Origin of the sequence: Vibrio lamellibrachiae, from assembly GCF_050337265.1 — a bacterium.
Classification (GTDB): Bacteria; Pseudomonadota; Gammaproteobacteria; order Enterobacterales; family Vibrionaceae; genus Vibrio; species Vibrio kyushuensis.
The window spans coordinates 1-980 of sequence record NZ_JAKJSU010000003.1 but is presented as its reverse complement, the minus strand read 5'-3'; the positions used below and the strand labels follow the sequence as shown (position 1 = coordinate 980).

The window sequence follows — 980 nt, the reverse complement described above, 5'->3', positions numbered from 1 at the left end:
GTCCGGATTGGAGTCTGCAACTCGACTCCATGAAGTCGGAATCGCTAGTAATCGTAGATCAGAATGCTACGGTGAATACGTTCCCGGGCCTTGTACACACCGCCCGTCACACCATGGGAGTGGGCTGCAAAAGAAGTGGGTAGTTTAACCTTTCGRGGAGGACGCTCACCACTTTGTGGTTCATGACTGGGGTGAAGTCGTAACAAGGTAGCCCTAGGGGAACCTGGGGCTGGATCACCTCCTTATACGATGATTTTCACGATGAGTACCCACACAGATTGATATGTTTAAAAAGTTAAGAGTTTAATGCTGGGTCTGTAGCTCAGCTGGTTAGAGCGCTCGCCTGATAAGCGGGAGGTCGGTGGTTCAAGTCCACTCAGACCCACCAATTCTTTTCCCAAAAAGAATTGGCTTTAAAGCATTAAGTTTATGGGGCTATAGCTCAGCTGGGAGAGCGCCTGCCTTGCACGCAGGAGGTCTGCGGTTCGATCCCGCATAGCTCCACCATCTTTAAGTGTTTTCTCAATCGAGTGTTTTTAAAAATGGTTTTTTTCTTTTCGAAGGAATAAAATCTGCTCTTTAACAATTTGGAAAGCTGACGAACAACGACTTTGATCGGTTGTTGTTCAAAATAAAAGTTCTCAAATCCTAGATGATTTAATCAACTAGGTACCAACACACATTCAAGTGTTCTTGGAAACATCATAACTTCGGTTGTGATTGTTTAATATTTGAGTCCGGCAAAATCGAAATGTTGTCTCGCTCATTCAAATAATGAGACAACGAGTTTACACCTTGGTTAGTTGCCATACAGAAACCTTTTGGGGTTGTATGGTTAAGTGACTAAGCGTACACGGTGGATGCCTTGGCAGTCAGAGGCGATGAAAGACGTAATAACTTGCGATAAGCCCAGATTAGGTAGTAATAACCTTTTGAGTCTGGGATTTCTGAATGGGGAAACCCACGTGCATAAGCACGTA

At 44.6% G+C, this 980-nt stretch carries 2 tRNA genes and 2 rRNA genes; all 4 read left to right on the top strand.

The window, feature by feature from the left end:
* Positions 1–245 (top strand): 16S ribosomal RNA (locus L4C54_RS00270); the annotation flags it as partial.
* Positions 246–311: 66 nt separating this feature from the next.
* A tRNA-Ile gene (locus L4C54_RS00265) sits at positions 312–388 on the top strand.
* 43 nt (positions 389–431) lie between these two features.
* Positions 432–507: transfer RNA gene (locus tag L4C54_RS00260), tRNA-Ala, on the top strand.
* A 326-nt stretch (positions 508–833) separates the two neighbouring features.
* Positions 834–980 (top strand): 23S ribosomal RNA (locus L4C54_RS00255); the annotation flags it as partial.